Source organism: Synechococcus elongatus PCC 11801, from assembly GCF_003846445.2.
GTDB lineage: Bacteria > Cyanobacteriota > Cyanobacteriia > Synechococcales > Synechococcaceae > Synechococcus > Synechococcus elongatus_A.
Genome location: NZ_CP030139.2, coordinates 1,868,375 through 1,891,090 on the forward strand (window position 1 = coordinate 1,868,375; position 22,716 = coordinate 1,891,090).

23 protein-coding genes are annotated in these 22,716 nt (G+C 56.9%); 10 read left to right on the forward strand and 13 right to left on the reverse strand.

From position 1 onward, the window contains the following. Positions 1–5 precede the first annotated feature (5 nt). The gene (locus tag DOP62_RS09185) at positions 6–605 is read right to left on the reverse strand and encodes a nucleoside triphosphate pyrophosphatase (RefSeq protein ID WP_208676846.1); all 600 of its coding nucleotides are present in this window, start codon (positions 603–605) and stop codon (positions 6–8) included. 75 nt (positions 606–680) lie between these two features. On the opposite strand from DOP62_RS09185, the gene DOP62_RS09190 reads away from it, so the two are divergent. The 3 genes from DOP62_RS09190 (at position 681) to aroC (ending at position 3,737) form a co-directional block, all read left to right on the forward strand. Beyond that, positions 681–1,082: an Npun_F0494 family protein gene (locus tag DOP62_RS09190; RefSeq protein WP_208675405.1), complete on the forward strand. Its 402-nt coding sequence runs from the start codon at positions 681–683 to the stop codon at positions 1,080–1,082. 10 nt (positions 1,083–1,092) lie between these two features. Continuing rightward, positions 1,093–2,568, forward strand: a complete 1,476-nt coding sequence (gene cobQ, locus DOP62_RS09195; protein WP_208675403.1) for a cobyric acid synthase CobQ — start codon at positions 1,093–1,095, stop codon at positions 2,566–2,568. Positions 2,569–2,648: 80 nt separating this feature from the next. Then, positions 2,649–3,737, forward strand: a complete 1,089-nt coding sequence (gene aroC / locus DOP62_RS09200) for a chorismate synthase (RefSeq protein ID WP_208675401.1) — start codon at positions 2,649–2,651, stop codon at positions 3,735–3,737. A gap of 105 nt (positions 3,738–3,842) precedes the next feature. Here the strand turns inward: aroC and era are convergent, their stop codons facing one another. Beyond that, positions 3,843–4,778 (reverse strand): GTPase Era, encoded by a 936-nt coding sequence (era, locus tag DOP62_RS09205; protein ID WP_208675399.1) that lies wholly within the window; start codon positions 4,776–4,778, stop codon positions 3,843–3,845. 92 nt (positions 4,779–4,870) lie between these two features. On the opposite strand from era, the gene DOP62_RS09210 reads away from it, so the two are divergent. The 4 genes from DOP62_RS09210 to DOP62_RS09225 all read left to right on the forward strand — a co-directional run bounded on the left by DOP62_RS09210 (position 4,871) and on the right by DOP62_RS09225 (position 9,355). After that, on the forward strand, positions 4,871–5,305 hold the full coding sequence (locus DOP62_RS09210; protein ID WP_208675397.1) for a Mov34/MPN/PAD-1 family protein: 435 nt from the start codon (positions 4,871–4,873) through the stop codon (positions 5,303–5,305). A gap of 26 nt (positions 5,306–5,331) precedes the next feature. Further along, complete coding sequence (gene moeB, locus DOP62_RS09215) at positions 5,332–6,507, forward strand: molybdopterin-synthase adenylyltransferase MoeB (protein ID WP_208676844.1); 1,176 nt, start codon at positions 5,332–5,334, stop codon at positions 6,505–6,507. A 482-nt stretch (positions 6,508–6,989) separates the two neighbouring features. Further along, on the forward strand, positions 6,990–7,499 hold the full coding sequence (locus DOP62_RS09220; protein ID WP_208675395.1) for a hypothetical protein: 510 nt from the start codon (positions 6,990–6,992) through the stop codon (positions 7,497–7,499). Between the two features lie 224 nt (positions 7,500–7,723). After that, positions 7,724–9,355, forward strand: a complete 1,632-nt coding sequence (locus DOP62_RS09225) for an alpha-D-glucose phosphate-specific phosphoglucomutase (protein ID WP_208675393.1) — start codon at positions 7,724–7,726, stop codon at positions 9,353–9,355. Positions 9,356–9,390: 35 nt separating this feature from the next. On the opposite strand, the gene DOP62_RS09230 is transcribed toward DOP62_RS09225, so the two are convergent. Both DOP62_RS09230 and DOP62_RS09235 read right to left on the reverse strand, forming a co-directional pair. Beyond that, on the reverse strand, positions 9,391–9,627 hold the full coding sequence (locus tag DOP62_RS09230) for a hypothetical protein (RefSeq protein WP_208675391.1): 237 nt from the start codon (positions 9,625–9,627) through the stop codon (positions 9,391–9,393). Then, positions 9,624–10,241 (reverse strand): PAP/fibrillin family protein, encoded by a 618-nt coding sequence (locus DOP62_RS09235; protein WP_208675389.1) that lies wholly within the window; start codon positions 10,239–10,241, stop codon positions 9,624–9,626. The genes DOP62_RS09230 and DOP62_RS09235 overlap by 4 nt, the downstream gene beginning before the upstream one ends. Positions 10,242–10,315: 74 nt before the next feature. Here DOP62_RS09235 and DOP62_RS09240 point away from each other — a divergent pair, with 74 nt between their 5' ends. Together DOP62_RS09240 and mraY are read left to right on the forward strand one after the other, a co-directional pair. Further along, positions 10,316–10,555 carry a DUF3134 domain-containing protein gene (locus DOP62_RS09240; RefSeq protein ID WP_261789973.1) on the forward strand — a complete coding sequence of 80 codons (240 nt, stop codon included), beginning with the start codon at positions 10,316–10,318 and terminating at the stop codon, positions 10,553–10,555. Positions 10,556–10,569: 14 nt separating this feature from the next. Continuing rightward, positions 10,570–11,667 (forward strand): phospho-N-acetylmuramoyl-pentapeptide-transferase, encoded by a 1,098-nt coding sequence (mraY, locus tag DOP62_RS09245; protein WP_208675385.1) that lies wholly within the window; start codon positions 10,570–10,572, stop codon positions 11,665–11,667. Here mraY and DOP62_RS09250 read toward each other — a convergent pair. The 5 genes from DOP62_RS09250 to DOP62_RS09270 all read right to left on the reverse strand — a co-directional run bounded on the left by DOP62_RS09250 (position 11,664) and on the right by DOP62_RS09270 (position 18,439). After that, complete coding sequence (locus tag DOP62_RS09250; RefSeq protein ID WP_208675383.1) at positions 11,664–14,057, reverse strand: response regulator; 2,394 nt, start codon at positions 14,055–14,057, stop codon at positions 11,664–11,666. The genes mraY and DOP62_RS09250 overlap by 4 nt on opposite strands. Before the next feature lie 425 nt (positions 14,058–14,482). Then, positions 14,483–15,037: a translation initiation factor IF-3 gene (gene infC / locus DOP62_RS09255; RefSeq protein ID WP_208675381.1), complete on the reverse strand. Its 555-nt coding sequence runs from the start codon at positions 15,035–15,037 to the stop codon at positions 14,483–14,485. Positions 15,038–15,152: 115 nt separating this feature from the next. Then, positions 15,153–16,667 (reverse strand): GldG family protein, encoded by a 1,515-nt coding sequence (locus DOP62_RS09260; protein WP_208675379.1) that lies wholly within the window; start codon positions 16,665–16,667, stop codon positions 15,153–15,155. Positions 16,668–16,671: 4 nt separating this feature from the next. Further along, on the reverse strand, positions 16,672–17,481 hold the full coding sequence (locus DOP62_RS09265) for an ABC transporter permease (RefSeq protein ID WP_208675377.1): 810 nt from the start codon (positions 17,479–17,481) through the stop codon (positions 16,672–16,674). 4 nt (positions 17,482–17,485) lie between these two features. Then, positions 17,486–18,439 (reverse strand): ABC transporter ATP-binding protein, encoded by a 954-nt coding sequence (locus DOP62_RS09270; protein WP_208675375.1) that lies wholly within the window; start codon positions 18,437–18,439, stop codon positions 17,486–17,488. Positions 18,440–18,573: 134 nt separating this feature from the next. Between DOP62_RS09270 and DOP62_RS09275 the strand changes: the two genes are divergently transcribed. Beyond that, positions 18,574–18,867: a hypothetical protein gene (locus DOP62_RS09275; RefSeq protein ID WP_208675373.1), complete on the forward strand. Its 294-nt coding sequence runs from the start codon at positions 18,574–18,576 to the stop codon at positions 18,865–18,867. A 2-nt stretch (positions 18,868–18,869) separates the two neighbouring features. On the opposite strand, the gene DOP62_RS09280 is transcribed toward DOP62_RS09275, so the two are convergent. From DOP62_RS09280 to DOP62_RS09295, 4 genes are all read right to left on the reverse strand, one after another. Then, a complete protein-coding gene (locus DOP62_RS09280; RefSeq protein ID WP_208675371.1) occupies positions 18,870–19,430 on the reverse strand; it encodes an Npun_F5749 family FMN-dependent PPOX-type flavoprotein in 561 nt (186 codons plus the stop codon). 1 nt (position 19,431) lies between these two features. Then, a complete protein-coding gene (locus tag DOP62_RS09285) occupies positions 19,432–20,628 on the reverse strand; it encodes a DegT/DnrJ/EryC1/StrS family aminotransferase (protein ID WP_208675369.1) in 1,197 nt (398 codons plus the stop codon). 179 nt (positions 20,629–20,807) lie between these two features. Continuing rightward, a complete protein-coding gene (locus DOP62_RS09290; protein ID WP_429614930.1) occupies positions 20,808–21,419 on the reverse strand; it encodes a DUF1997 domain-containing protein in 612 nt (203 codons plus the stop codon). Positions 21,420–21,500: 81 nt separating this feature from the next. Beyond that, positions 21,501–22,697 carry a 4-hydroxy-3-methylbut-2-enyl diphosphate reductase gene (locus DOP62_RS09295; RefSeq protein ID WP_208675365.1) on the reverse strand — a complete coding sequence of 399 codons (1,197 nt, stop codon included), beginning with the start codon at positions 22,695–22,697 and terminating at the stop codon, positions 21,501–21,503. Positions 22,698–22,716 lie beyond the last annotated feature (19 nt).

Genomic DNA, 22,716 nt, shown 5'->3' on the forward strand with positions numbered 1-22,716 from the left:
GTTTCTTAGTCCTGCCACGCCTGCAACCAGGGATAGTCCGCTGCTCGCAGCAAATTGCGCAGCAAGGGCAAGCTCAGGCCAATCACATTGGTGTGGCAGCCCTGAATTTCAGCAATGAACAGCCCACCCTTACCTTCAAGCGCAAAAGCCCCCGCACAAGCCAAAGGTTCGCCGGTTGCCACGTAGGCTTCAATCTCGGCATCCTCCACTTCTGCGAAGCGCACCCGCGTTGTGCCACAAGCTAGCCAGCGGCGCTGACTGGCGGAATCAATCAAAGCGTGGCCAGTATGCAGTTCACCCCACTGCCCCCGCATCTGTTGCCAGCGGGCGATCGCCTCTGCAGGACTGGCAGGCTTGCCACAAATTTCGCCGTTGATCGCCAGGACTGAGTCGCAGCCCAACACCAGCGCCGGTTCTGTCTGCGATCGCGCCACACTTGCAGCCTTACGAAAGGCCAGTTCCTGAACCAAAGCGGGCGGATCCGTCAGTTGCACCAAGCTTTCATCAAAGTGACTGGGCTGCACCTCTACTGATAGACCCACCGTCGCCAGCAGACGACGACGTGCAGGCGAAGCCGAAGCCAAAATCAGGCGCGGAGCAGGCATAGCCACCAAAACCAACAGGACGGGAGTCGTTGCCCCAATCCTATGATCCAAGAGTCAACTTCTAACGCTGTGGCCATGTCTGCTGCCCTGTCGGGGGGATTGAACTTCCCAGCCAAAACACTGCGTCGGGCGACCCGAGCAGCAGCCTGCTCACCCTTTCGCCTGGGCCTGTTCCTCGCACTGCGACAGACCGCCGTGCCGCTCCAAGACATTGCAGGCACTGCGGGCATTGCCCATGGCTACAGTCGGCGCAATCTCAATGAACTGATTGCTGAAAACGAGCTGATGTGGCTGATGCAGGTGGGACTGCTGCGCCGCGAAGTCGATGGCCAAGGGCTGACCAACCGCTTTCGGCTCACGCCTTTGGGACAGCAGTTAGTGCTGATTTGGCAACAGCAGGGCGATCGCCTACCACCTGCGGGTCTGCGCGATCGCTTTTACAATGCGGTGTGCCGCTGGTTGCGGTTGCCGTTCTAGGGGGAGACTCATGCCGGCTCTGATGGTCGTGGGCTGTACCTCCCACGCAGGCAAATCACTGATCACAGCAGCGATCTGCCGCTTGTTGCGGCGGCAGGGCTGGCGTGTTGCTCCTTTCAAGGGGCAGAACATGGCGCTCAATGCCTACGTGACTGCCAGCGGCGGTGAGATTGGCTATGCCCAAGCCTTTCAAGCCTGGGCGGCGGGGGTCGAGCCAACGATCGAAATGAACCCGATCTTGCTCAAGCCCCAAGGGGATATGACCTCGCAGGTTGTTCTCAACGGGCGGGCTGTCGGTCGCACTACTGCCGAGCATTACTATCAGGACTACTTTGAGGTGGGCTGGGAGGCAATTTGTGAAGCGCTGGAGAGCCTACAAGCCGAGTACGACTGGATTGTCTGTGAGGGAGCCGGTAGCCCCGCTGAGATTAACCTCAAGCACCGCGACCTGACCAACCTCCGGGTGGCCAAACATCTGCAAGCACCAACACTGTTGCTGGTCGATATCGATCGCGGCGGCTCCTTTGCTCACCTGATCGGCACCTTAGAACTGCTCGATCCTGACGAGCGATCGCTGATTCGGGGCTTCGTCTTCAATAAATTCCGGGGGCGGCGTGAGCTGTTGCAGTCGGGGCTGGACTGGCTAGAGGAACGCACAGGTATTCCCGTTCTTGGTGTAATTCCTTGGATCGATCGCGCCTTTCCGTCTGAAGACTCGCTGGATTTAATGGAACGGCGACGCCGCAAAACCCAGGCGGAAGTGACGATCGCGGTAATTCGGCTGCCGCGCATCGCGAACTTCACCGACTTTGATCCCCTAGAAAGCGAGCCATCGGTGCAGGTGCGCTATGTGGGGCTCCACGATGAGCTGGGCTATCCCGATGCCGTGATTCTGCCGGGCTCCAAAACGACGATCAGTGACCTGCTGGACTTGCAGCGATCGGGCTTAGCCCAAGCGATCCAAGACTATGCAGCTGCGGGCGGAACCGTGCTGGGTATCTGTGGCGGCTTCCAGATGATGGGCCAGCAGATTATTGACACAGAGGGTAATGAGGGAACAGCAGGCCAATTTGAGGGACTGCAGCTATTCCCAACCCAGACTTGGTTCACCGCTGAAAAAACCTTGCGGCAGCGGCAAACCACAGCGCGATCACCCCAAGCAGGTCTACCGATCACGGGCTATGAAATCCACCAAGGCCAGACGCACCTCAGCAGTGAGAGTGAGGAGTTCCTGCCGATTTTTGATGATCCCAAGCTGGGGTTGTGCGATCGCAGTGGCAACCTCTGGGGCACCTATCTGCATGGCGTGTTCGACAACGGAGCGTGGCGACGAGCATGGCTGAATAGTCTGCGCCACCGTCGTGGTCTGAAAGCGCTACCAACCAGCATCGGGCACTATCAAGTCCAACGGGATGATCTGATCGATGCTTTGGCGGATGCGGTGGAACCCCATCTCAATCTGTCGCCGTTGCTGGAAGCAGACTAGCGGATTCCAGCCTGCCCCAAGAATCGGGCTTTCCCGTCCCATCTGCCGATAAGATCGAAGGCTGGAACCAGCACGGCAGTATGGGCAGCAGCTTCGGCCATCTCTTTCGCATCAGCACCTTCGGCGAATCCCACGGGGGAGGGGTCGGCGTTGTCATCGATGGCTGTCCACCTCGACTCGAAATTTCCGAAGCTGAGATCCAATTTGAGCTCGATCGTCGCCGTCCGGGTCAAAGCAAGATCACGACACCCCGCAAAGAAGCGGATCAGTGCGAAATCCTTTCGGGCGTGGTCGATGGCAAGACTCTCGGTACGCCGATCGCGATCGTGGTGCGCAACAAAGACCAGCGATCGCAGGACTACAGTGAAATGCAGGTCGCCTATCGGCCTTCCCATGCCGACGCGACCTACGACGCGAAATACGGCATTCGAGCGGTTGCCGGTGGGGGACGCTCCTCTGCACGGGAAACAATCGGTCGCGTAGCGGCTGGCGCGATCGCCAAAAAGCTGCTGCGAGAAATTGCGGGCGTCGAAATTGTTGGCTACGTCAAACGGATCAAAAACTTGGAGGGACAGGTTGATCCCGAAACCGTGACGCTGGAGCAAGTTGAGAGCAACATCGTCCGCTGTCCCGATGAAGCGATCGCGCCACAGATGATTGACCTGATTGAAGCGATCGGTCGGGAAGGAGATTCCCTCGGCGGCGTGGTCGAATGTGTTGCCCGACGAGTTCCACGGGGCTTGGGTGAACCCGTTTTCGACAAATTGGAAGCGGACTTAGCCAAGGCTTGCATGTCGTTGCCCGCCACCAAAGGCTTTGAAATCGGTTCGGGCTTTGCTGGCACGGAAATGACGGGGAGCGAACACAACGATGCTTTCTACACCGATGAGCAAGGCCAACTCCGCACCCGCACTAACCGTAGTGGCGGTACCCAAGGTGGGATCAGCAACGGCGAGAACATTGTGATTCGAGTGGCTTTTAAACCAACCGCGACGATTCGCAAAGAACAAGAGACCGTTACCAACGCCGGCGAAGCGACAACTCTGGCTGCTCGCGGTCGCCACGATCCCTGCGTCTTGCCCCGTGCCGTGCCGATGGTGGAAGCGATGGTTGCCCTCGTGCTCTGCGATCACCTACTGCGTCAGCAAGCCCAGTGCAGCTGGTGGTAGCAATCGCGCTGCAAAACTGCGAGTTGCTGTGAGTTAGCCTTCAGGTTGACCCTTGGCTTGTGGCTATCAAGCGGAGGCTATCGCACCCTGAGGCGCTGAGCATCATCACTCAGTCTCGGGACGATAGCCTAACTCCTCGAGCTGACTGCGCGACTGTCGCCATTTGGGTTGCACTTTGACGAACAGTTCTAGGTAGATCTTTCCGTCGATCAGCTTTTGCATTTGCTGGCGAGCCTCGCTGCCGATCGCTTTCATCATGGAGCCGCCGCGACCGATCAAGATGGCTTTTTGCGAGGGTCGCTCGACGCAGATCATCGCCAGAATGCGAGTGATGTTGGGATCTTCTTCGACTCGTTCAATTACCACGGCAACTGAGTGGGGCACCTCTTCGCGGGTCTGGAGCAAAATCTGCTCACGAATCAGCTCCGCCATAATGAATCGCTCGGGCTGATCGGTGATCAGGTCGGGTGGATAGTAGTAGGGGCCGGGTTCCAAGGCGCTAGTCAGCCATTCTAGCAGAGCTGCTGTGCCTTCACCTGTCGTTGCTGAGAAAGTTTGTAGCGGCCAGTCGCGATCGCCTGCTAGTTGGGCATAGCTGGCAGCGATCGCCTCGGTATCCTCCGGCAACTGGCGATCGACCTTGTTCAATCCCAAGACTGTGGGGACACCTGCCCGCTGGATGAGGTCGGCAATAAAGGCATCCCCCCGACCGGCAGGCACGCTGCCATCGACAACAAACAGCACGAGATCGACGATGCGAATGGCACTGCTGGCGTTTTGAACCAAGACGCTGCCGAGCTGGTGCTGAGGCTTGTGAATGCCGGGCGTGTCTACGAAAACGATTTGAACTTGATCCGTAGTCAGCACACCCCGCAACCGATTGCGCGTGGTCTGCGCCACCGGCGAAGTAATCGCAATTTTTTGACCGACCAAATGATTCATGAGAGTGGACTTGCCAACATTGGGCCGCCCAATCAGTGCCACAAAGCCCGAGCGAAAGCCCTCTGGTGCGACAGGAATGGTGGTGAAGAGGTCGGACATGAGGCTCTCAAGGGCAAGTCGATAGACCTCAACCCTAGCGGTAAGCGAACCGCCCTGCCTAGCATGGCAGGAACTCCTGATCGGCTGTTCCGATGTCAGACCTGCTCTTACCTGTCGCCTGTCGTCAGGCGATCGCCGCTCATCTGCAGCAGTGCTATCCCCAAGAAGGTTGTGGTCTGTTGCTGGGCAAGGATAGACGAGTCGAGCAGGTATGGCCGGCAGCAAATGTTTGGCAGCCTTCCACGGTGGAGGAGAACCACGATCGCCGCGATCGCTATCAAGTTGATCCTCAAACACTATTGCAAGCCCAACGATATTGCCGCGATCGCCAGTGGCAAATTCTCGGCATCTATCACTCCCATCCCGATCACCCTGCCCTGCCTTCAGAGTGCGATCGCCTGCAGGCTTGGCCTGAGTATGTCTACCTCATTGCCTCAGTCACGCAGGGTAAGATTAAAGACTGCCGTTGCTGGCAACTGAACGACCGGCAACAGTTCCAGGCGATCGCGATCGCCGAGCCGACCTGAGCAGGCTGAGGACCCTGATTCAATCAATGCTCAACCTCGACACGGACTCCATTCAACTCACCCAAGACGACTACGCCCGCTACTCTCGGCATTTGATTCTGCCGGAAGTGGGTTTAGAGGGTCAAAAGCGTCTCAAAGCGGCCAAGGTGCTCTGCATTGGCACTGGTGGTTTGGGCTCACCCTTGCTGCTCTATTTGGCTGCAGCAGGTATTGGTCGTATTGGGATTGTCGATTTCGACATCGTCGATCACTCCAACCTGCAGCGGCAGGTTATCCACGGCACTTCCTGGGTTGGCAAGCCCAAAATTGAATCGGCGAAAAACCGCATCCACGAGATCAACCCCTATTGCCAAGTTGACCTCTATGAAACCGCGCTGAGCTCGGAAAATGCGCTGTCGATTCTCGAACCCTACGACGTGATTGTCGACGGGACCGACAACTTCCCAACGCGATACCTCGTCAACGATGCCTGCGTGCTGCTGGGCAAACCGAACGTCTACGGTTCAATCTTCCGCTTTGAAGGTCAAGCAACTGTCTTCAATTACGAAGATGGCCCCAACTATCGCGATCTCTATCCAGAGCCGCCGCCACCCGGCATGGTGCCTTCCTGTGCTGAGGGTGGTGTCCTTGGCATTTTGCCCGGGATCATCGGTGTGATCCAAGCGACTGAGACCGTCAAAATTATTCTTGGCCAAGGCCAAACCCTGAGCGGTCGCCTCCTGCTCTATAACGCGCTGGATATGAAATTCCGTGAGCTGAAGCTGCGGCCCAATCCAGAACGTCCCGTGATCGATCGCCTGATCGATTACCAAGAGTTCTGCGGCATTCCCCAAGCAAAAGCTGCCGAAGCTGCTGCCACGGACTCGATTCCTGAGATCAGCGTTACTGAGCTGAAAACCATTCTCGATCGCCAAGATCCTGATGTCTTATTGATCGACGTACGGAATCCCCACGAGGCAGAAATCGCCACGATTCCGGGAGCAGTCTTGGTGCCGCTGCCGGATATCGAAGCGGGTGCTGGCGTTGAGACAGTGCGCGAACTGCTCAATGGCAAGCGCCAGCTGATTGTTCACTGCAAAATGGGTGGGCGATCGGCGAAAGCCCTCGGCATTCTCAAAGAAGCGGGGATCAACGGCACTAACGTTGCGGGTGGGATCAACGCTTGGAGTCAAGACGTCGATCCCAGTGTGCCGCAGTACTAGTTGCTGCCAGCCCCAGATAATCCCCAGCCCGATCGCACAGTGTCCTGAAATCCCAGCTCGGGGTCATGCGATCGGGTTTTTTGCTGCAGATGCGATCGTGGCGGCTGGTTGATGCCACGAATAACGGATAGAAATCAGTTGCTGAATAGCCGTGATTGCCGATGTCCGCTGGCACTAAAGTTTGTACACCAACAGCTGTTATTCCTCGCAGTGGACTGCTCGCTGACCTGACTGAGATCGGGCTCTCGCAGCCTCACAAATTGTGAAGTCATACGCGACGGCTGACACTGAAGATAGTCGTACTAACCTAGTTGCTGCAGTGCTTCTCCCGTCAGGATTTTCATGATTTAGTGGACTGCGATACAGACAGCTTTGGGCTGATCCATCACAGTCTGAAATGGAACAGTAAGTTTTTCTTAAGACCCAGATCCAAATAGGCGTAATACCCTATGTCTTGATCTAGGTGGTGTGAGAGTGCGGTTATGACGAAACGCAGATCTCCCAAGCTCCATCGGCCTCGGCGGCGTCGCGTTGAGACCTGTGACCCTGTCATTGACAGTATTCCGTGGGAACTCTACGAAGCGCTGCGCCAACAGCATGAGGCATTACTCGACTGGGTTGCGCAACTGGAAGCAACGGTGGTTGATCCCATGTTGCAACCGATCGCGGTGCCGGCTGCAGCAACCGATGCCCAAGTCCAGCGGCTCCGGACGGAAAACCAAGAGCTCCGCGATCGCTTGGATCGCCAGCAGCGTTACATCTGCCAGCTAAAACGGGCCTTGGAGTCGAGCCTTGAAGGCCGAGTCCCATCGGATCTTTTGGCGACCCTGCAAACACCCTCTGAGGCAAATGCCTCTCCGGCTTCGATCGCTCCGGTGCCTGCGCCTGCGGAGTTTCTGTCGCCCAGTCCAGAGCCTGCGATCGCAAGTCCCAGTGCAGCCCCCAGCCCTCGCAAGAGCCTTGCGGCTGTACAGCTACCGCGCTTCCGCTGATTGCAGCGTCACTAGGTTTGAACGCTGGCTTGCCAACGCTGACAGCGTTGCGGTTAGGACTGTCTAATCAGGCTCGCCGCTTGAAAATGTTCTAGCCAGAGAAAATTGGCGGGCAGTCGCCCCAGAAACTGCCAGTCGGGGCTCATTTCTGCGAAGATGGCCACAACTTCTGAGCTCTCTGCTTCTAGAAGCTGGGCTAGAAGTCTGCCGCGAACCCCGAGCCTATGAATATCCACACCGTCGCGACGCAACCCTTTAGCGACCAAAAGCCCGGTACCTCCGGCCTACGTAAGCAAGTTCCCGTTTTTCAAAAACGGCATTACCTCGAGAATTTTGTGCAGTCGATCTTCGATAGCCTTGAGGGCTATCAAGGTCAAACCTTGGTGCTGGGGGGCGACGGTCGCTACTACAACCGCACTGCCATCCAAATCATCCTCAAAATGGCGGCGGCCAATGGCTGGGGGCGTGTGCTAGTTGGGCAGGGTGGCGTTCTCTCAACACCTGCAGTTTCTAATCTGATTCGCCAGCAGGGCGCCTTTGGTGGCATTATCCTCTCCGCTAGCCATAATCCCGGCGGCCCCGAGGGGGACTTTGGCATCAAATACAACATTGGTAACGGCGGCCCTGCTCCTGAAAAAGTCACCGATGCCATCTATGCCCGCACTCTCAAAATCGAGGCCTACCGCATTCTTGAAGCGGGAGACATCGACCTCGATCACCTCGGTAGCCAGAAACTGGGCGAGATGACGGTTGAAGTGATCGACTCGGTTGCGGATTACAGCCGGTTGATGCAATCCCTGTTTGACTTCGATCGCATTCGCGATCGCCTGAAGGGGGGGCTGCGGATCGCGATTGACTCTATGCATGCCGTCACAGGGCCCTACGCCACCACGATTTTTGAGAAGGAACTGGGAGCAGCAGCAGGAACCGTTTTCAACGGCATCCCGCTCGAGGACTTTGGTGGTGGTCACCCCGATCCCAACTTGGTCTACGCTCACGATCTGGTTGAACTGCTGTTTGGCGATCGCGCGCCTGACTTTGGTGCTGCTTCAGATGGCGATGGCGATCGCAACATGATTTTGGGCAACCACTTTTTCGTGACGCCCAGCGATAGTTTGGCGATCCTCGCCGCCAACGCCACCTTAGTGCCGGCCTATCGCGCGGGACTCTCGGGGATTGCGCGATCGATGCCCACTAGTGCTGCAGCCGATCGCGTTGCCCAAGCCCTCAACCTGCCCTGCTACGAAACCCCAACGGGTTGGAAATTTTTCGGGAATCTCCTCGATGCCGATCGCGTCACGCTCTGCGGGGAAGAAAGCTTTGGCACCGGTTCCAACCACGTCCGTGAGAAAGACGGCCTCTGGGCGGTGCTGTTCTGGCTCAACATCCTGGCCGTCAAAGAGCAGTCTGTCGCCGAGATTGTCCAAGATCACTGGCGCACCTATGGCCGCAACTACTACTCGCGCCACGACTACGAAGGTGTCGAGAGCGATCGCGCCAATACGCTGGTAGAGAAACTGCGATCGCAGTTGCCCACGCTGACGGGGCACAAGCTCGGTGCTTACCACGTGGCCTACGCCGATGACTTCCGTTACGAAGATCCGGTCGATGGCAGCATCAGCGAACAACAAGGCATTCGCATTGGCTTTGAAGATGGCTCGCGGATTGTCTTCCGCCTCTCCGGCACGGGCACAGCGGGTGCCACGCTGCGGGTCTACCTAGAACGGTTTGAAGGTGATGCCGGCAAGCAAGGTCTGGATCCCCAAGTTGCCTTGGCCGATTTGATTGCGATCGCCGATGAGGTCGCTCAGATCAAATCCCTGACTGGCTTCGACAAACCAACAGTGATTACCTGATCACTGTTTTACAACGGCTTTCAATTGTTGAACCATCAGCCCTCGGCCTGATCAGCAGGTTGAGGGTTCGCTTTATCGGAATTTGCTGCGATCGCTAGCGATCGCCAACGCCATGCCAAAGCTATCCCCAGCAACAAAGGGGGGAGCAACACCAGCGACAGTGCCACAGCATCAGTGGCCGGTAAAGGGAAGCGTGGCCCGAGGTTCCGAATGGCCCAGGAAATCGCGATCGACAGTCCCAACAGTTGGAGTAGCAGGAGTCCGGATTTCATTGCGCTCTGCCAGTGGTGGGTCGTTGCAAGACAAAGACGCTTCCCTCATTGCCGCGATTGATCCGCAAGTCCTGATCGAGGTAAGTCAGCTCAATCCAGCCCCGTCGATTGCCCGGCTGAATTGGAAAGTCAATGCCTGTCCAAATCCGTTGATCCTGCCCCAAGCGATCGACCCAAGTGGCGACATCCCGATAACCCAGGAACCGTTCCAATCCCAAGACGAGGCGCTGGAAGCTGACCTCCAGTCGGCGGTCGGAGACGATCTCAAAGGTTGCTGCAACACTGACCAAGCCCGTCCCCAGCAAGCTTTGTACCTCAGCGAGGTTGACGACGCGCCGATCGCTGGTGCGCAGGCATTGCCAAATTTCACCGAGTGCCAAGAGGGGTAAGCGATCGATCCCCAACAGTTCCAAGCTTGTGGTGAATAGCAGCTTCCAATCGCCTTCTAATAGATCGGTTGCGGTTGTGGGTGCAGGGGTGGGGTTGACCGCCTCGAGGGCAGCGATCGCCTGCAAAATGCGGTCTGCCTCTTGGGGTTGGGGCTGCCAAGGTTGTTGACAGGTTGCAATCGCTGCCAACAGAGCCTGCTTTTGCTCAGAGCCGTGAGCCGTCATGGCTGCAATCCCTACGTTAGGATAAAAGATCGGTGCGAGTCATTGATCGTGCCCTAGCTTGCGTTGCTGCCACTATGCTCAAAAATCCTTCTCTCAAACAGTATCCTCGTCAGCAGCCTGCGCCGTTGCTGCCAGCCTCTGATGAGCCTGATTTGTTGACTTGGCTCGAAAATAGTGGCCGTCTCATTGCCCGAGACACTGCGGCGGAACCTGAGTTCCTCACGGCTGAGGAAGAAGAAATTTCGGCACTTATGGGTGTTGAAGATTCGTCCTACGACGACTACGAAGAAGACGATTCCTACGACGAAGACTAGGCGGAGTCGCTCCTGTGTCTTGGGGACAGGTGCTTCGTCAGGTTAAGCCCACGGGCCGTCAGTTATTTCTCGGACTGACGACACTGCTGGCAATTGCTGCTTGGGGCCGCGATCGCCAGTTGGAAGTAGCGCTGCTCAACCCCCAGAGTCAATTGCTGGCTTTGGGGCTTGGTTTTGCTCTGTCCGCGATCGTGGGCTACTGGGCTGTCCCGCTGCTGCGACGGATTAAAGCGGGTCAGTTCATCCGGGAAGATGGTCCGCAGTCGCACTTACAAAAAGCCGGAACACCGACCATGGGGGGCATTTTTGCCATCCCTGCCGGTCTGTTGCCCGCTCTAATTTTGGCGGGGCGATCGCCCAGTGTTTGGGCCGTCACTCTCGTGACGGTGGCCTATGCAGCCATTGGCTGGCTGGATGACTGGCAAATTTTGCGTCACCGCAACAACAAAGGCATTTCACCCAAGCTCAAGCTGACCTTGCAGTTTGGCGTCGCCCTGCTCTTCTGTCTCTGGCTGATCAGTCAGCAGGGGTGGCAAGGAGCCGTGACGACGATTGCCCTGCCGTTTGGCTGGGGTTTAGCGCTCAGTGTGCTGTTTTGGCCTTTAGCGGTCTTCACCTTAGTCTCCGAGAGTAATGCCACCAACCTTACGGATGGTTTGGATGGTTTGGCGGGCGGAACTGGGGCTGCCGTCCTGACGGGGCTGGGCCTGTGGCTAGCTCCCCAAGATCCCGCTCTCGCGACTGTTTGCTGTAGTCTGGCTGGTGGCTTCCTGGGCTTCCTGCTTCACAATCACAACCCGGCCCGAGTCTTTATGGGGGACACCGGCTCGCTGGCGTTGGGTGGTGCGATCGCGGCGATCGCGATCGTGGGCAACTGTCTCTGGGTGCTCTTGGTGATGGGTGGCCTATTTGTGCTGGAATCCCTCTCGGTCATCCTGCAAGTCAGCTACTACAAAGCCACCAAAGGGCCGGACGGTAAAGGCAAGCGTCTCTTCCGCATGGCGCCTTGGCATCATCACTTGGAGCTAGGTGGCTGGAGTGAGACCCAAGTGGTCGCCAGTTTTTATGGTCTGACCCTATTGTTGATTGCTCTCTGCTGGCTGCTGAGCTAGGCCAAGGGATCGAAGCTTGGGGTGTTGCGCAACGCGGTTCGGGATTCAGCCACCCTAATGCGATCGCCCCCCAGTGCGATCGCCTGTCTGAGCGAGTGGCTGGCTGCTTCGATCAAGCTTGATAAATCGGTGCCATGCAGCGGAAATTCAGCAATGCCGACGCTGATCTGAATCGGTAAGGGTCGAGATCGCTTGGCTGAGGCATCCCCTTCCTGTAATAGCGATCGCACCTGTTCTAGGCGTTGGATCGCGAAGTCGCAATCCATGCCATAAAACCCCAAGACAAACTGTTGATCAGTCCAGCGAGCCACGACGTCTTCGCGACGGCAGCAGCGTTGTAGCCGATTTGCCAGTTCAATCATCTGTTCCATTTGGACGGCTGAGGCGAGCGCTTCAGGCTCTGTAGTGGGGGTGATTTGCAGCAAGATCAGTGTCAAGGGTTGGCGATAGCGCTGGGCTAGCCCCGCTAACAGCGATAGCACCTCGCGGCCCCGCCGTTGATTGACGAGACCTGTCAAATGATCGGTGGCTGTCAAACGCTGCAGTTGACGGTATTTGTCGAGGCGATTATGAATTCGAGCGACCAGCTCAGCGCCGACGATCGGTTTCGTAATGACATCATCAGCACCATAGCGAAAAGCCTGCTGAACGAGGTCAGCATCATGGCGCTCAGCCAAAATCAGAATGGGTTGATTCAGCCAGTAGCGATCGCTGCGCAGAACGCGACAGAGATCTAAGCCGTTGTAGTCGGGCAGGGTGGCATCCAGAAGAATGAGATCGGGCTGGCTGCTGGTCAGAGCCTCCCAAAATTGTTCGCCCCGCTGACAGACCGTCAACTGCCAGCCCCAAGGATGAAACAGCTGTTGCAGGTAGGCCAGCACGGCCGGATCGTCATCCGCAATCAGCACTGTTGCAGGCGTAGCTTGAGCCTCGAGCACGGTAACTGCCTGATCGATGAGCACTTCGGCGCTGATCGGTTTTGGGAAAAAGCGCTGACTGCCCATCCGAGCCGCTTGCACGCGATTATTGAGGCTGTCATCCGAGATGAGCAAGATGGAGAGACTTGGCTGAATTTGCAGCCAGTTAACCAGTTGCAAATCTGTGAGTTGCTGAGGCTCGACATCCAGAATCAGTAGATCGACGCCCTGAGGCTCGAAAACGGCGATCGCACTGTCGAGATCGATACGGGTTGTGACGCGTAGTCCTCGCAAATTGGCTTGGGTGGCGACGGTTTCAACCCAGCGGCGATCGCGGCTCCAGACTTCGATTTGATAGGGGCGTTGCTGAGCCTTACGGGGTACCGCCGGAGCCATTGCACTGGGTAATTGCACTGGAGAGATTGCCTCCGCCGCCCCGAGCAGAACCCGCAATTGCTGCACCTGTTCGAGGATGGTTGTGAGGGTTGCAGGGTTGACCTGTGGCTCCAGTTCGAGGGCGTGCAATCCGACTGCTAAGATGCGGGCGCTCTGGGATCCCTGCTCAAACCCAAAGCTGCCGAGTGCCCCCGCAAGTGTTTGAGCATGGCGGTAGGCTTCAGTGCGTTTGAGTGCGGGCATTTGGTCCCAGCCGGTTAATGTCAGGGCGATCTCATCAAGGCGTTGCCAGTACTCATGGCGATAGCGTTCCCAAATCGATTGGTGGTTGGGCATCAGCGATGCGTCGCCGTTGCTACTGGAAGAATTACTCTCGGGGCCGGAAGGTTGCGATCGCCAGTGCCAACCCAACCCATAGAGCAGTTCTAAACTTTCAGGCGAGCCCGCGACCGCCAATTTGTAGTTCAGTTCAGTCACAATTTCAGACAGCTGCAGCGGATTCGGTGCAACGGCCTGGGGCCAAATCAGCCGCAGCAAGATGGACTCACTGAATACGCGATCGGGTGAACTGATCAAAAGTTCGAGCAGCTCATATTCCTCGGCCCGTAAGTTGAGATTGATGCCACCAAACCACGCTTGGCGCGATCGCGGCTGCAGAATGAAATCCCCGCGGCGAAACTGATCAGCTTGCAAGCTGCGTAAACGCCGAATCACCGCTCGCAGACGGCTGAGAAACTCTGTCGAGGAAATGGATTGTAGCCAGACATCATCGACTCCCGCATCTAAGAGCGCGATCGCGGCATCGTAATCCTCAGGTGCGGCCACCAATAAAATCGGTAGATCATTGCGCACTTTGAGACCGGCTTCAGCTTGGCGCACTTGTTGACAGAATTGATGGATATCAACAAGTTCTGGCAGGCCGCTGATCACAATGAAATCAGTGCTTGTAGCTTGGAGGCTTTTGATAGCAGTTGCGGGTGAGGAAACAACCTTAAGTGAAATTCCTTCAGTCGTCAGTGTCTTGCGCCAATTAGCGGGCAATGGGTTGTTATTTTCAATTAATAAAGCACAAACCATATCAATAAACTCCGCTTAAGATGACTCGCCTTTAGAGTCGCTGTTTGAATTGGAAAAACTATGTCTAAACCTAATGGTTTTGAACTATTGCTCCCTATGTCACGGCCTGTCTACCTTTTATTCGCGTACATTCACCCTATCAGCCTCGAAACAGGTGGTAATCAGTTTGTCAAAAAAGTAATTCTTCTGAAGAAATAAATAACCTGTCTGCCATCAGGGTTATTGAGATGACGGCAATACTGTGAAAATGCTCTGATGGCCGAGACATCCGTCCAACTATGGTTTAAGGCAGAGTTGTAGCCAACACTGGCTCGTTCACTCCTGAAACCAACTTCTTTATGGATGTGTTGACGAGCACAAAAAATGAGCAGCTATTTTAGCTGCTCGTGCAGAATTTGGCTCAATTGCCAGACTGGAAGATAGGTTTAACTGCCTGCTTTCTTCGGCCCAAGCATCATCATCATGTTGCGACCTTCTTTCTTGGGAGCCTGTTGGACTTCGCCAATCTCCTTAAGGTCGCTGGCCAAGCGCATCAGCAGTTGCTGCGCCAAGTCGGTGTGCTGAATCTCGCGACCGCGGAAGGTAATCGTGGCTTTGACCTTATCGCCCGCTTTGAGGAAGCGTAGCGCCTGACTGACGCGCACTTGGTAGTCGTGCTCGTCGATCTTGTAGCGCATCTTCACTTCTTTAACTTCGACGTTGTGCTGCTTCTTGCGCGCTTCGCGAGCCCGTTTTTCCTGCTCAAACTTGTATTTGCCGTAATCCATGATCCGGCAAACCGGTGGGTCGGCCTTATCGCTGACCAGCACGAGATCGAGTTCTTTCTCCTCGGCAATCCGTAGCGCTTCTGCAGGGGTCAAGATTCCCAGTTGGGCCCCATCAGTATCGACGACACGAATCTTTGGAAAGCGAATGCGTTCGTTGATCTGGGGGAGATTGCGAAGGTTGCGAGCGCTGTTCGGTTGGGGAGGTAGAGCCATTCAGGACCGAGAGAGGAGAACTGTTGAAAGCGACGAGCGATTCTGCGGTTAGGCAAAGAAACGCTCTCCAATTCTACCGAGGAGCGGAAGGAACGTCAGAACATTGCGGAAGAATTCATATCGCTTTGCGGCGTTGCCAGGTCAACCAAGCAGCGCCACTAAAACCGGCGAGGGGAATGATCACCAGGGACAGCCAGGTGACGACAGTGGCTCGCCAGCCGGTTAGCAGCAGGCGGCGATCGCGACTTTGGCGGGGACGAATGCTCAAAGCGTCCGCTTGGCGATCGCTCAGCCAGCCAACACTGTTCAAGAAGACATCGCCATTCAACTGCTGATTGAACAGACCATCTTGCAGGAACTGGCTGCTCCCAAAGACCACGATCCGCGCTTCTTGTTCACCCGTCTTGCGACTAGCCGCCGCCGCGAGGGCCAGCGGTCCGCGTAGATCGCGGGCAGGATCAAAGCCGACCGTGTCGCCCAAATCCGCCTCAGCCCAACTGCGATCGTTGCTAATTAGCAGGGGATCGACTTGGATCTCGGGTTTTTCTTCAATCAAAATCGCGCCTGCTTTGGGAAAGAAAGAGAGGCCATTGCCAAAGGCTTGGGTGATTGGGTGATTGCCATAGCGATCGACTAAGGGTGCTTCGGGCCCAAACCCGGCGATCGCGCCAGAGCTACTGTCGATCACTGACCGCCGATCTAAATTCAACCCCCAAGGCTGCAGCAGCGGCTCTAAGCCCGTCTCAGTGGTGGGTGGCGCCAAGACCAGCAGTCGTCCACCACGATCGAGATAGCGCTGGAGACTGGCGACTTCCGCAGCCAAAAGCGGTCGTTCGGGAGCGGCGATTGCGACTACTGCCGCATCGTTGGGAATGTCAGCGTTACCAGTCGCCAGTTGACTCGCCAGATTGAGAGGACGCACTGTGTAGCCGCGATCGCTCAGGGCTTGATTGGCCGCAGCTAAGGCTTCTGGTGCGGGTTCCCCGTGGCCTTGCAGCCAGTAGAGCGGTGTGGCTGCTGTCTGCTGGAGGTTGGCGATCGCGGTGGTCAGCCGAGCCTCACTCAAGGGGGTAACGGCTTGATTGACGAGAAACTGACGGCGATCGCCCTGCTCCAGAATCAAATCGCCTTCATCTTTAACGCCCAAACGCTCTGCTAAATCGGGCCGTTGCTGTAAATCCACCCGCTCGAAACGCAGCTGTGGGCTTTGTCGTTGATAGAGCTGGACCAGCTTTTGAAGACCCGGATCGGGTTGTGCTGAGAAGAACCAGAGCGTTACTGGCTGCTGCAATTTAGAGACAACTTGCTGGGATTCTGGCGCCAAGCTGTTGAGCTGAGCTTCGGTCAAATCAAGGCGACGATCCCAACGTACGGCCCCCCAATTGAGCAGGATGAGCAGCAGCAGGATCAAGGCCGTGGTGCCTGCTGCGGTTGCTCCCGATCGCAGACTGCGTTGCTGCCAATTCAGTCCTAGAAGCCAGCTGATCAAGGCAATCGCGCTGCCAACCAGAAAAAGAGCGATCGCACCGGGCTGCACGCCGCGGATGAAAGCGAAGCCGAGAGCTGCCAAGGCCAGTCCAATTCCCAACCCCGGACCCCAGCGCCGCAGGCGGCGAACCCAAAGTTGCATGGAGTTAACCTCGACGTACGCGCAACAGTTCCACGGATTGAGCTGTTAGGAACAAGCCCAACCCAATCGCGCTAGCAAACAGTACGACGCTGGCGCTACTGACCTGTCCTTCTACCCACTGGCTGTATTGCTGCAACAGCGACAGATGACGGCTGATATCCCCGATCGCGCCACTCACGCTGCCGCCCAAGCTATCCAAGGCCCAAAGCGCCAGCACCAACAGAAAGCTGAGAATGGCGGCCAGCACCGTACTGTCGGTCAACGAGGACAGGAACATGCCCAAGGACAAGACGGCAGCAGCCAGGAGCAAGAGTCCGACGTAGCCGGAAAAGAAGATCCAAGGTGAGAGCGGCGGGCTGGCAGACCCAAGAGCGATCGCCTCATAGACAGCGATCGGGAGCAACAGTCCCACAACGGCAGTGAGTACTGCCAAAAGCTTGGCGATCGCCACCGTCCAATTCCGTACAGGCGCGGTCAGCAGCAATTCCAAGGTGGTGCGCTTGCGTTCTTCGGTGTAGAGCCCCATCGACAGCATCGGCAGCAGCAACAGCAGCAGAAAGCCCAGCACCCCCATAAAGTTCTGGATCAGCAGATAGGGGGCATCAATCGGCTGGGTGATAGTGGCGCCGCCCTGTTGATCAAATGCAGCAAGCTGGCTAAGCAGACTCTGCAGTTGAACATTGAAGAAAAAGCCCGCCAGCAGCCAAAAAGCACCAGCAATGCCATAGAAAAACGGTGATCCAAAGTAGCTGTACAGCTCTCGTTCGTAGAGAACGACCCCCGCGCGATCGCGCAGCAAATGAAGGCGTTGCATGCTGTTATTCTGCCGGTTCCTCGGGTTGATTCCGCTGGGCTGGGGCGGTCAGGCGCAGGAAGATGTCTTCCAAACTTGGGCGATCGCGACGCAGTTCCCAGAGCTGAAAGCCTTGCTGCTGGAGGGTTTGTGCCAAACTAGCGCCCAATTCTTGGTCGGGCTGGCTCGCAAGACTGAGGACCCAGCGATCGCCGATCTGCGCTTGAACCTGTACGGACTGCACCCCCGCTAGGTGTTGCAAAACTGCCAGAGGATCGCGATCGCTACTGACTTCGAGGCGATAGTGCCAGCCGCCCGGATCGAGCAAATCTTGGGTTGCCATGGTAGTCACCAGTCGCCCCTGATCGAGGATGACAACGCGATCGCTGACTTGGCTGACCTCGGACAGGATGTGGCTAGAGAAAATCACGGTTTTTTCGCCGGCCAAGCTGCGAATCAGCGATCGCACCTCTTGCAACTGGCGGGGATCGAGGCCAACCGTAGGCTCATCCAGCAAAATCACTGGCGGATCATGGACGATCGCCTGAGCCAATCCAACCCGTTGCCGGTAGCCCTTGGAGAGCTTGCGAATCGGCGTTCGGGCGCGATCGCTCAGGCCGCAGCGCTGAAGCGTCGTTATCAACCGCTGGGGTCGATCGCCAGCCACTACACCCTTGAGTCTTGCCACAAAGCTGAGGTAAGCCTGCACCGTCATCTCGGGGTAGAGCGGCGGAATTTCTGGCAGGTAGCCAATCTGTTTCCGCACAGCCTGAGCCTGCTGATGCACATCCCAGCCAGCAATGCGTGCAGTGCCTCGGCTGGCGGGTTGTGCTGCCGCCAAAATGCGCAGGGTAGTCGTCTTGCCCGCGCCATTTGGTCCTAAAAAACCAAGGATTTCACCCGCTTCGACCCGAAAAGTAAGGTCTTGGATAGCAGTGCGGGCACCATACTGCTGAGTCAGTTGTTCGACTTCAATCATGCCTAGGATGCTGGGGATCGGTCTGCCAGTCAGCACTGAGCCCCTGACGCTGGCCAGTGTAGCGCTGTGAAGTCCCCTCTCAGGCAGCTGAACACGCACCGATCGCCGCCAATTGCTGGCGGGGGCAGGTTGACATGTCTCAGGAACAAGAATGCCGCTTCGTGGAACGGGTACTCAATGCCCGCCTGCGACAAGTGGGACAGCAGATCAGCAGGGCAGAAGTCGAGCAGATCCTGCATCGTGGTGAGGTGCAGCGGCTCGTTCAGATGGGCTACCAGTTTTGCGATCGCCTGCAACAATTTGCCAGCAGTCAGCAGCGATCGCCCCTTGATTGCCTCGGGGAAGTCGCGCTCTCTTGCGGGATGCCCGCCGATTTAGGCATTGCTGCTTACGAGACTTTGATTGCTCAGCATCGCCAGATTCTCTAACCCTAGGGATTGATGCGCTGCCGCTGCCAGTCTGTCTCAGTGAGCCAATAGGACCAGCGCTCTTGAGGGTCAGGCGCTAGCTGCAGATGATCGACGGCGATCGGGCTGATCACCAGCAACACAAAGTTTTCAGGGGGGTGATCCTGGTTGTCAACTGTAGATGCGATCGTTGGCTCTTCCCAGACTGCTCCGGGTTGCGGCCAATAGAGCTGTTGTCGGGCGGCTGGACTAAGGCGCTGCCAAAGCTGTTGCCTCGCATCTTGCAAGTCGCTGAGATCTGCTGCGGTCACAGTGGCGATCGCGCCCTGAATCCGGAATTGCTCGCGGGTCTTGGCGAAGTACCAGCAGATTTCGCAACCTGCTGTTAATTGCGTCAGCTTCGCCGATCGTGCATCGGTGAACATCTGCAAGCGATTAGGCTCCAGAAAGCCTCGAAAGACCACGGTGCGATTGGCGGCTTTGCCGTCGGTCGTTACGGTGGCTAGCTGAAAGTAGCGACTTTGGGGCTGAGCCCGATTGCGGTGCAGGGCCCGCGCTAAGGGCGATCGCCAAGGAGCCAGCATGCTACTGACTGACAGCGATCGCGAGATCCTTCAGAGCCGTGATGACCTGCGCCTGATCGTCTTCAGTCAGTTCAGGGAACATCGGCAGCGACAGGACTTCTTGGGCGGCCCGCTCGGCTTCAGGGAAGTCACCAGCCTTGTAGCCCAACTGGCTGTAGGCCTGCTGCAGATGCACGGGCACGGGGTAGTAAATCATTGAGCCAACGCCTTGGGCTTGCAGTTGTTGCTGCAGCCAGTCGCGGCACAGTCCCTGGCGATCGCAGGGATTGCTGACACAGCGGCGGCGATCGCCACAGGACCGCACCCGCACCGTGTATTGGTGCCAAACATGATCAGCATCAGGATGAACGCTGGGGGCGACCAGACCGGGAATCGCGGCGATCGCCTCGCTATAGCGATGTGCGATCGCTTGGCGCTGTTGATTCCATTCGTCTAAGTAGCGCAGCTTAATCGAGAGAATCACCGCCTGCAGCGCATCCAAGCGGCTATTCAGGCCAATTTCATCGTGGTAGTAGCGCACTCGCATGCCGTGTTGCCGCAGCGATCGCAGGCGCTCGGCCACTTCCGGGTTGTTGGTTGTTACGAGACCACCGTCACCACAGGCACCCAAATTTTTGGTCGGATAGAAGCTAAAGCAGCCACAGTCACCAAAGCTGCCGACCGGCTGACCCTGCCACGTCGCTCCTGTTGCTTGAGCACAGTCTTCGATCACCCGCAGATTGTGGGCTTGGGCGATCGCCATGATTTCCGACATCTCGGCCGGATGCCCAAACAGATGCACAGGAATGATTGCCTTCGTGCGCGGAGTAATTGCTGCTTCAAGCTGGCGACAGTCGAGGTTGAAAAACTCCGGCTCAATATCAACGAGGATAGGTGTTGCCCCGACCAAACTGATTGCTTCGGCTGAGGCAAAAAAGGTAAAGGGTGAGGTGATCACCTCATCGCCTGGGCCAATGTCCAGTGCCCTCAGCGCGAGATGAAGAGCGTCTGTGCCCGAGTTGCAGCTCACCGCTTCTGTCACGCCCATGGCAGCCGCAAAGGCCGTTTCAAAAGCCGCGACGGTTTGGCCGCCAATGTAGCCCCCCGAAGCCAAGACTGCTGCCGTTGCAGCTTCTAATTCAGCACCGATACGGCGGTACTGCTCGGTCAAATTGAAGGCGGGGATAGACTTCACCGGTAACTCTGGAGAAGAGCACATTGCTTTCCATTGACCTACGCCTTGCCGCTGAGATCAAGGCTTGGCGAGAATCACAGCTTGGCAAAGATGGGCATCTGTGTCGCCAGACCAGACAGGAGCAGGCTTAGGCAAGTGGATTGATCGACTGAAGACGGTAGCGATCGCCTTGAGTTCCAACCCACTAGGATGCGAGAAATAGCCTAAAAGCGTGCGTGGCGGCGCGGGGGTAGCGGCAAATTCAGTTGTTGATGGAAGTCCTCTTGGACGCGGTGAGTCAAACGGCGGGAGGTCTGGCGCACAATTTGCCGCAGCAGATGGTCGCCGGTACTGTGCACGAGCTTCTGGGGCAGCATGTGAATGAATCGCGGCAGGCGAATCCCCACGGTCAGCAGCAGATCCCAAGCAACGGCTGTGGCCTCTGTCACAGGTGCATCAGTCTCGTGGGTGAGTTGCTCCAGGCTCAGCGACGCTTGAAAGTCGACTTGGTAGCCCTGAGGTTCATAGCCGGGCACTGGTACTGTGCAAATCCGGTAAACGCCTTGATCCGCAGGCAGTAGCTCTAGACCGATCTGCGGTTCCACCTCGAAACCGAGGGAGCCATAGCGTCCCAACACGATCGCATAGGCATCCTTGCCGATCGACGTGGTCGTCATCGGTTCCGCACAGCGCCGAAACCACTCCTCATGGCGATCGAGATAGTGAGCGACCACCTCTGCAGGGGCATACATCTCCATCTCGTCCTGAAAGCGACTGCTGAAACAAATCAGTTCAGGATCGGTACTAAAGGCAGGAGTGGGGTCAAGAGTCACGATTGCGCAGCGACACAGCGGCAAGACAAAGACAGGGACTGTCTCTCACTCTAGGCAAGAGGCAGCACGAGGGGAAGCGAATGCCTAGGGTCGCGGCAGATCAAATAGCCGCTCAATCACGTCTTCAACTACTCTGTCGGGAGTGGAAGCACCGGAGGTGATGCCAATCGTTAGGGGACCGGCGGGCAACCAAGGCTCCAGAACGGTGAGGTCCGCTCCCAAGGGCTTGTGTTCAATCCGGTTGCCGGGGCCAATCCGTTCCGCTGCATCGATGTGATAGGAGGAGATGTTGCGATCGATCGCAATTTCTTGCAGGTGGGTGGTGTTGGAGGAGTTGAAGCCACCGATCACCACAATCAAGTCCAAAGGCTCCTCGACCAGTTGGAACATGGCATCTTGGCGCTCTTGGGTGGCGTCGCAGATCGTGTTGAAGGCCAAGAAGTGATCGTTGAGTTTTTGGGGGCCGTACTTCTTCAGCAGCGTCCGCTCAAACAGCTTGCCGATCGCCTCGGTTTCACTTTTCAGCATCGTCGTTTGGTTGGCGATGCCGACCCGCTCTAGGTCGCGATCGGGGTCGAAGCCTGCTGAGCAAGCTTTGCCAAAGCGCGCCATAAATTCATCGCGATCGCCGCCATTCAGGATGTAGTCGCAGACGTACTGTGCCTGCTCAAGATTGAGGACGACCAAATAGGTTTCTGCGAAAGAACTCGTGGCGATCGTCTCTTCGTGGTTGTACTTGCCGTGAATGATCGAGGTGTGAGCACCGCGCTTATGTTTCTCCACGGTGTTCCAAACCTTGGAAACCCAAGGGCAGGTGGTATCGACGATATGGCAGCCCTTTTCATCGAGTAGCTGCATTTCCTGCACGCTGGCGCCGAAGGCCGGCAGAATCACCACATCGCCACTACCGACCACGGCAAAGTCCTTGTCCCCTTGCTCGCAGGGGATAAACTCGACGCCCATCTGGCGTAGGTGCTGGTTGACCGAGGGGTTATGAATGATTTCGTTAGTGATCCAGATCCGTTCTTGGGGAAAGTGCTGACGCGTCTCGTAGGCGATCGCGACGGCTCGTTCGACCCCCCAGCAAAAGCCAAAGGCTTCTGCAAGGCGAATGGTCATGTCTCCGCGCTGCAGCCGGTAGTCATTTTGGCGCAGAGCTTGGATCAAATCGCTTTGATAAGCCGACTCTAGGGCCCCTGAGACATCAGTGGTTTTGCCAAAGCCTTTGCGGTTGTAGCGCTCGGACTGATGCAAGGCCCGCTTAAAAGCTTTTGTGTCCATTGAAGAGGTTGCAGAGACG

What these genes read in the sequence shown, in the direction of transcription:
- DOP62_RS09295 (WP_208675365.1), bottom strand. Translation starts at nt 22,697, where the DNA reads ATGGACACAAAAGCTTTTAAGCGGGCCTTGCATCAGTCCGAGCGCTAC.
- DOP62_RS09230 (WP_208675391.1), bottom strand. Translation starts at nt 9,627, where the DNA reads ATGAAATCCGGACTCCTGCTACTCCAACTGTTGGGACTGTCGATCGCG.
- aroC (WP_208675401.1), top strand. Translation starts at nt 2,649, where the DNA reads ATGGGCAGCAGCTTCGGCCATCTCTTTCGCATCAGCACCTTCGGCGAA.
- DOP62_RS09270 (WP_208675375.1), bottom strand. Translation starts at nt 18,439, where the DNA reads ATGATTGAAGTCGAACAACTGACTCAGCAGTATGGTGCCCGCACTGCT.
- DOP62_RS09275 (WP_208675373.1), top strand. Translation starts at nt 18,574, where the DNA reads ATGTCTCAGGAACAAGAATGCCGCTTCGTGGAACGGGTACTCAATGCC.
- DOP62_RS09220 (WP_208675395.1), top strand. Translation starts at nt 6,990, where the DNA reads ATGACGAAACGCAGATCTCCCAAGCTCCATCGGCCTCGGCGGCGTCGC.
- moeB (WP_208676844.1), top strand. Translation starts at nt 5,332, where the DNA reads ATGCTCAACCTCGACACGGACTCCATTCAACTCACCCAAGACGACTAC.
- cobQ (WP_208675403.1), top strand. Translation starts at nt 1,093, where the DNA reads ATGCCGGCTCTGATGGTCGTGGGCTGTACCTCCCACGCAGGCAAATCA.
- DOP62_RS09260 (WP_208675379.1), bottom strand. Translation starts at nt 16,667, where the DNA reads ATGCAACTTTGGGTTCGCCGCCTGCGGCGCTGGGGTCCGGGGTTGGGA.
- DOP62_RS09235 (WP_208675389.1), bottom strand. Translation starts at nt 10,241, where the DNA reads ATGACGGCTCACGGCTCTGAGCAAAAGCAGGCTCTGTTGGCAGCGATT.
- DOP62_RS09240 (WP_261789973.1), top strand. Translation starts at nt 10,316, where the DNA reads ATGCTCAAAAATCCTTCTCTCAAACAGTATCCTCGTCAGCAGCCTGCG.
- DOP62_RS09250 (WP_208675383.1), bottom strand. Translation starts at nt 14,057, where the DNA reads ATGGTTTGTGCTTTATTAATTGAAAATAACAACCCATTGCCCGCTAAT.
- infC (WP_208675381.1), bottom strand. Translation starts at nt 15,037, where the DNA reads ATGGCTCTACCTCCCCAACCGAACAGCGCTCGCAACCTTCGCAATCTC.
- DOP62_RS09210 (WP_208675397.1), top strand. Translation starts at nt 4,871, where the DNA reads ATGTCAGACCTGCTCTTACCTGTCGCCTGTCGTCAGGCGATCGCCGCT.
- DOP62_RS09265 (WP_208675377.1), bottom strand. Translation starts at nt 17,481, where the DNA reads ATGCAACGCCTTCATTTGCTGCGCGATCGCGCGGGGGTCGTTCTCTAC.
- era (WP_208675399.1), bottom strand. Translation starts at nt 4,778, where the DNA reads ATGTCCGACCTCTTCACCACCATTCCTGTCGCACCAGAGGGCTTTCGC.
- DOP62_RS09190 (WP_208675405.1), top strand. Translation starts at nt 681, where the DNA reads ATGTCTGCTGCCCTGTCGGGGGGATTGAACTTCCCAGCCAAAACACTG.
- DOP62_RS09280 (WP_208675371.1), bottom strand. Translation starts at nt 19,430, where the DNA reads ATGCTGGCTCCTTGGCGATCGCCCTTAGCGCGGGCCCTGCACCGCAAT.
- DOP62_RS09185 (WP_208676846.1), bottom strand. Translation starts at nt 605, where the DNA reads ATGCCTGCTCCGCGCCTGATTTTGGCTTCGGCTTCGCCTGCACGTCGT.
- DOP62_RS09285 (WP_208675369.1), bottom strand. Translation starts at nt 20,628, where the DNA reads ATGTGCTCTTCTCCAGAGTTACCGGTGAAGTCTATCCCCGCCTTCAAT.
- DOP62_RS09225 (WP_208675393.1), top strand. Translation starts at nt 7,724, where the DNA reads ATGAATATCCACACCGTCGCGACGCAACCCTTTAGCGACCAAAAGCCC.